4 protein-coding genes are annotated in these 6,767 nt (G+C 60.4%); 2 read left to right on the top strand and 2 right to left on the bottom strand.

Going from position 1 to position 6,767, the window contains the following annotated elements; genetic code table 11:
• Positions 1 to 80: 80 nt before the first annotated feature.
• Entirely contained in the window at positions 81 to 3,179 is a 3,099-nt protein-coding gene (locus tag AC1DRJ_RS16655; RefSeq protein ID WP_477803116.1) for a multidrug efflux RND transporter permease subunit, read from the bottom strand.
• Positions 3,180 to 3,194: 15 nt separating this feature from the next.
• Positions 3,195 to 4,352 (bottom strand): efflux RND transporter periplasmic adaptor subunit, encoded by a 1,158-nt coding sequence (locus tag AC1DRJ_RS16660; RefSeq protein WP_477803117.1) that lies wholly within the window; start codon positions 4,350 to 4,352, stop codon positions 3,195 to 3,197.
• 295 nt (positions 4,353 to 4,647) lie between these two features.
• On the opposite strand from AC1DRJ_RS16660, the gene AC1DRJ_RS16665 reads away from it, so the two are divergent.
• Together AC1DRJ_RS16665 and AC1DRJ_RS16670 are read left to right on the top strand one after the other, a co-directional pair.
• Positions 4,648 to 5,349 (top strand): response regulator, encoded by a 702-nt coding sequence (locus AC1DRJ_RS16665; RefSeq protein WP_477803118.1) that lies wholly within the window; start codon positions 4,648 to 4,650, stop codon positions 5,347 to 5,349.
• A 4-nt stretch (positions 5,350 to 5,353) separates the two neighbouring features.
• Complete coding sequence (locus AC1DRJ_RS16670) at positions 5,354 to 6,655, top strand: ATP-binding protein (protein WP_477803119.1); 1,302 nt, start codon at positions 5,354 to 5,356, stop codon at positions 6,653 to 6,655.
• Positions 6,656 to 6,767: the final 112 nt, after the last annotated feature.

Genomic DNA, 6,767 nt, shown 5'->3' on the forward strand with positions numbered 1-6,767 from the left:
CATTGATGTTGAGTCTGATGGCCTCATCGTCGGAACGCTGCCCGGAGCCGGCTCGCTCCTACAGTTAATCTGTGTTGTGGCTAGAGGTCCTTGTGGCGCTTGCGGACCAGCTTCATCACCACCACAAAAAACACCGGCACAAACACCACCGCCAGCGTCGCCGTGATCATCCCGCCAATGACCCCGGTGCCAATCGCCCGCTGACTCGCGGAGCTGGCCCCGGTGGCAATGGCCAAAGGCACCACGCCGAGGATAAACGCCAGCGAGGTCATCACAATCGGTCGCAGGCGCAATCGCGCGGCTTGCAGCGTTGCATCGATCAGGTCATGGCCTTCGTCATACAGGCTCTTGGCGAATTCAATGATCAGGATCGCATTCTTCGCCGACAGACCAATAATGGTGATCAGCCCGACTTTGAAGAACACATCGTTGGGCATCCCGCGAAGGGTCACGGCCAATACCGCGCCAAGCACACCCAACGGCACCACGAGCAGCACCGAGGTCGGAATCGACCAACTCTCATACAGCGCCGCCAGGCACAAGAACACGATCAGCAGCGACAGGCCGAGCAGAATTGGTGCCTGACTGCCGGACAAGCGTTCCTGCAACGATAACCCGGTCCATTCCTGACCCAATCCCGCCGGGCCAAGTGCAACCAGACGCTCGATTTCCGCCATGGCTTCGCCGGTGCTGTGACCCGGTGACGGTTCGCCGGAAATGGCAATGGCCGGGTAACCGTTGTAGCGGGTCAGTTGCGCCGGGCCCTGAGTCCATTTGGCCTGGACGAAGGCTGACAGGGGCACCATTTTTCCGGCGTTGTTGCGCACATGCATTTTCATCAGGTCGGCCACCTGGCTGCGTTGATCGCCTTCGGCCTGCACCACCACCCTTTGCATGCGCCCCTGATTGGGGAAGTCGTTGATATACGCTGAACCGACGGCGGTTGACAGCACGTTACCGATGTCGGCAAACGACACGCCCAGCGCATTGGCTTGTTTGCGGTCGACTTCCAGTTGTACTTGCGGCGCTTCGGCAAGGGCGCTTTCACGCACATTCATCAGGATTGGGCTTTTCTCGGCAGCGGCGAGCAGTTCGCTGCGTGCCTGCATCAGCGTGGCATGGCCGAGACCGCCCCGATCCTGTAAGCGGAATTCGAAACCGCTGGACGTGCCGAGGCCGTCAACCGGTGGCGGCAGAACGGAGAACACCACTGCGTCCTTGATCTGACTGAGTGCGACGTTGGCCCGGTCGGCAATCGAGCTCGCCGAATCGTCGCTGCTGCGTTCAGACCAGTCCTTGAGCGTGGCAAACGACAGCGCGGCGTTCTGCCCGCTGCCGGAAAAACTGAAACCGAGAATGATCGTGCTGTCGCCAATGCCCGGTTCCGTGGTGTTGTGCGCTTCAATCTGCTCTACCACTCGCACAGTCCGGTTCTTGCTTGCGCCGGGTGGCAGTTGAATGTCGGTAATGGTGTAACCCTGGTCCTCGACCGGCAGAAACGAGGAGGGCAGACGACTGAAACACACGCCCAGTCCTATCAGCAGCACGCCATAGATCAGCAGGTAACGCCCGCTGCGCTTCAGTGCGTAGGCGACCCAGCCCTGATAACGTTCGGTCAACCGTTCAAAACCGCGATTGAACCAGCCGAAGAAGCCAGTCTTCTCGTGATGCTCACCCTTGGCGATCGGCTTGAGTAGTGTGGCGCACAACGCTGGGGTCAACGTCAGCGCAAGGAACGCCGAGAAGAGGATCGAGGTGGCCATTGATAACGAGAACTGCCGGTAAATCACCCCGACCGAACCTTGCATGAACGCCATCGGTATAAACACCGCCACCAGCACCAGCGTGATGCCGATGATCGCTCCGGTGATCTGCTTCATGGCCTTGCGCGTCGCCTCCTTGGGTGACAGGCCCTCGGTGACCATGATGCGCTCGACGTTCTCCACCACCACAATGGCGTCGTCCACCAGAATACCGATGGCCAGCACCATGCCGAACATGGTCAGCACGTTGATCGAGAACCCCAGCGCCAACATGGTCGCGAAGGTGCCCATCAGCGCCACCGGCACCACGAGCGTCGGGATCAGCGTGTAGCGGATGTTTTGCAGGAACAGGAACATCACGGCAAACACCAGCAGCATCGCCTCGCCAAGGGTGTAAACCACTTTGGTGATCGAGACTTTGACGAAGGGTGAGGTGTCGTAAGGAATCTTGTATTCCACGCCGGCCGGGAAATAGCGCGCCAGTTCATCCATCTTCGCCCGCACCAGCGTGGCGGTACTAAGGGCATTGGCGCCCGGTGCCAACTGTACGCTGACAGCGGTCGATGGTTTGCCGTTCAGGCGGGTAGAGAAATTGTATTCCTGGCTGCCGATCTCGACCCGCGCAACATCGCCGATGCGCACGGTAGAACCGTTGAGGTTGGCCTTGAGGACGATGTCGGCGAATTCCTCCGGCGTCGACAACTGCCCCGTCACCAAAATGGTTGCGGTAATTTCTTGCGTGGTGCGGGTCGGCAGGTCGCCGATACTGCCAGCGGACACTTGGGCGTTTTGCGCGACGATGGCTGCGTTGACGTCGGCCGGGGTCAGGTTGAAACCGATCAGTTTCTGCGGATCGATCCAAATGCGCATGGCCCGTTCGGCACCATACAATTGCGCCTTGCCGACACCGTCCAGGCGCTTGATCTCGTTCATCACGTTGCGCGCCAGGTAATCGCTGAGCGCCACGTCGTCGAGTTTGCCGTCGCTGGAGGTGAGGGTGACCAGCAGCAGGAAGCCTGCGGAAACTTTTTCGACTTGCAGGCCTTGCTGAATGACCGCTTGTGGCAGCCGCGACTCGACCACCTTGAGGCGGTTTTGCACATCGACCTGGGCCATTTCCGGGTCAGTACCCGGTTGAAACGTGGCCTTGATGGTGGCGCTGCCAAGGCTGCTTTGCGACTCGAAGTACAGCAAATGATCGGCGCCGTTGAGTTCCTCCTCGATCAGGCTGACCACGCTCTCGTCCACGGTCTGCGCCGAAGCACCCGGGTACACAGCGTAAACTTCGATTTGCGGCGGGGCGACGTCGGGATACTGCGCTACCGGCAACTGTGGAATGGCCAAAGCACCCGCCAACAATATGAACAAGGCGACCACCCAAGCGAAGACCGGGCGATCAATAAAAAACTGCGGCATAAAAAAGCGTCCTGCTTACTGACCAGAAACCTGGGCAAGTGGAAGAGGGGTGCTGTCAATCTGGACTTGCTCGCCGGGGCGCGCGTGTTGCAGGCCTTCGATGACAATGCGGTCGCCAGGCTGGAGGCCGCCGGTAACGATCCAGCGATCGTCCTGAACCGCGCCCAGTTCAACCGGTTGCAGGCCAACGCGCTCGTCGGCGTCGAGCAGCAATACTTGCGCAATACCGGCGCTGTCACGCTGGATTGCCCGTTGCGGCACGCTGATGCCTTGCTGGTTTACCGCTTGTTCCAGACGCACTCGCACGAAACTGCCGGGTAGCAGATCGAGGTCCGGGTTGGGGAACTCGCTGCGCAGGATGATCTGGCCAGTGCCCGGGTCGACGGTAATGTCGGTAAACAGCAGCTTGCCCGGCAGCGGGTAGAGGCTGCCATCGTCCTGGATCAATGTGGCTTTGGCTTGACCCTGACCAACTTGCTGCAGTTGGCCGGAGCGAAAGGCCCGGCGCAGGTCGTTGAGTTCGCGGGTTGACTGGGTCAGGTCGGCATGAATGGGATTGAGTTGCTGAATCAGCGCCAATGGCGTGGTTTCGTTCTGCCCGACCAGCGCGCCTTCGGTCACCAGTGCGCGGCCGATGCGACCGGAAATTGGCGCGGTGACCGTGGCGTAGCCGAGGTTGAGTTTTGCCCGCTCCACGGCTGCTTTGTTGGCGGCGACATCAGCCGCCGTTTGCCGCACGTTGGCCCGAGCGTTGTCATAATCCTGGCCGCTGATGGCGTTGCCCTCGATCAACTGGGCATAGCGCTGCTCTTGCAGCCGGGCCTGGAACGCATTGGCCTCGGCCTTGCGCAACGCAGCTTCCGCGCTGTCCAGGTCGGCCTTGAACGGGGCCGGATCGATACGAAACAGCACGTCGCCTTTTTTCACATCGCTGCCTTCATTGAAAGTCCGCTGCAACACGACGCCGGCGACACGGGCGCGGACTTCGGCGATCCGTGGCGCGGCAATCCGCCCGCTCAACTCGCTGGTAATCGACAGAGGCCGGGCTTCGATGGTTTCGATGCGCACGGTGGCCAGCGGTGCCTGTTCTTCGGCGATGGAGGACTTGTCACAGGCGCTCAGCGTCAGCCCCAGTGCTAGCAGGCCGAACGCGGCAAGCAGATTTTTTGACATGGAAATACCCCAATATTGACCCCCGCATCCTACGGGGCGCCGACGAGGGTAGCGGTGAAGCTTTGTTGGTGCTGTGTGAAATTGTGTAAGGGTTTTACTCAGGCGGGGGTGAGGGCGTATATCCTTTGCTGCTTGATTACTTTTGCGAAGCTGAGGCCGCCTTCGCGAGCAAGCCCGGTCCCACATTGAATCGCGTGTGAACTCAAGCTTTGTGAACACCTTCAATCAAATGTGGGAGCGAACTTGCTCGCGAAGAGGCCGGACCGATCGCCATAGCACTTTCTGGAAACACCCCATGCCCAACATCCTCCTGGTCGAAGACGACACCGCGCTCTCCGAACTGATCGCCAGCTACCTGGAACGCAACGGCTATTCGGTCAACGTGATCAGCCGCGGCGACCACGTGCGCGAACGCGCGCGGGTCAACCCGCCGGACCTGGTGATCCTCGACCTGATGCTGCCGGGCCTCGACGGTCTGCAAGTCTGTCGGTTGCTGCGGGCAGATTCGGCCACGCTGCCGATCCTGATGCTCACCGCACGCGACGACAGCCACGATCAAGTCCTGGGCCTGGAGATGGGCGCCGACGACTACGTCACCAAGCCCTGCGAGCCCCGTGTCTTGCTGGCTCGCGTACGCACGCTGTTGCGCCGCAGCAGCCTTGGCGAGCCGCAGACCGTCAACGACCGTATTGTTATGGGCAACCTGTGCATCGACCTGTCGGAACGCACCGTGACCTGGCGCGAGCAATTGGTCGAACTGTCCAGCGGTGAATACAACTTGCTGGTGGTGTTGGCTCGACATGCTGGCGAAGTGCTGAGCCGCGACCAGATCCTGCAACGCCTGCGCGGCATCGAATTCAACGGCACTGACCGCTCGGTGGACGTGGCCATTTCCAAGCTGCGGCGCAAGTTCGACGACAACGCGGGCGAGGCGCGCAAGATCAAAACCGTGTGGGGCAAGGGTTACCTGTTCAGCCGTTCCGAGTGGGAATGCTGAAGCGATGTTCAGAATCCTGTTTCGCCTGTACTTGGTGACCATCGTTTCGTTCAGCGCGGCGATTTACCTGGTGCCAGACCTGGTGGTCAAGGTCTTCCACGAACGTTTTGTCACCTACAACCTCGATTATTCACGCGGCTTGCAAACCCTGATCGTCAAGCAATTCCACGCCGTGCCCGAAGCGCAATGGCCGGCAATGGCGGTTGAGATGGACAAGGAATTCACCCCGCTGTGCATCGTGTTGACGCGCAATGACGATCCCGATTTCACCCTGTTGGAGCGCGAAAGCCTGCAGCGCGGCGAGAACGTGGTGCGTATCGGCGACTGGGGCTGGCGCACCCTGTCCGTGGCGCCGCTCAACGAACAAACGGTGGTGAAAATGATCGTGCCGCCGGACCCGATGGACGTCAGCCTGTTGTATTGGAGCATCAACGTCTTGATCGGCGCGACCATGCTCGCGTGCCTGCTGCTGTGGCTGCGCCCGCACTGGCGCGATCTGGAACGCCTCAAAGGCACCGCCGAGCGTTTCGGCAAAGGCCACTTGAGCGAGCGCACGCAGATTTCCCGACACTCCAACATCGGCAGCCTGGCCAACGTCTTCGACACCATGGCCGGCGACATCGAAAACCTGCTGAACCAGCAGCGCGACTTGCTCAACGCAGTGTCCCACGAACTGCGCACGCCGCTGACCCGTCTGGACTTCGGCCTGGCCCTGGCACTGTCCGACGATTTGCCCACAGGCAGTCGCGAGCGCTTGCAAGCGTTGGTCGCGCACATCCGCGAACTCGATGAGTTAGTCCTGGAGTTACTGTCCTACAGCCGCTTGCAAAACCCGGCTCAGTTGCCGGAGCAGGTTGAAGTGGTGCTGGATGAGTTTATAGACAGCATTCTGGGGAGCGTTGATGAAGAACTGGAATCGCCGCACATCATCATGGATGTGCGGCTTCACGGCCAACTTGAACGCTTCACGCTTGACCCGCGCCTGACCGCCCGCGCTATTCAGAACTTGTTGCGCAATGCCATGCGCTACTGCGAAAAGCACATTCAGATTGGTGTGCAGGTGTGTGCGAAGGGCTGTGAGATCTGGGTGGATGACGACGGGATCGGCATTCCGGATGACGAACGGGAACGCATCTTCGAGCCGTTTTATCGGCTGGATCGCAGTCGGGATCGAGCAACGGGTGGTTTTGGCCTGGGACTGGCGATCAGTCGTCGGGCGCTGGAGGCGCAGGGTGGCACGCTGACCGTCGAACCGTCGCCGCTCGGCGGCGCACGGTTCCGTCTGTGGCTACCCACTCAACCCTGACACGTTCTTTGTAGCAGCTGCCGAGCCTGCGAGGCTGCGTTCGAGGACGYAGTCCTCGTAAAATCAGGCAACCGGTTCTTCCAGAAAATCCACGCCCTCGGGACATGCGAGG

This window comes from Pseudomonas sp. P5_B2, assembly GCF_056400445.1.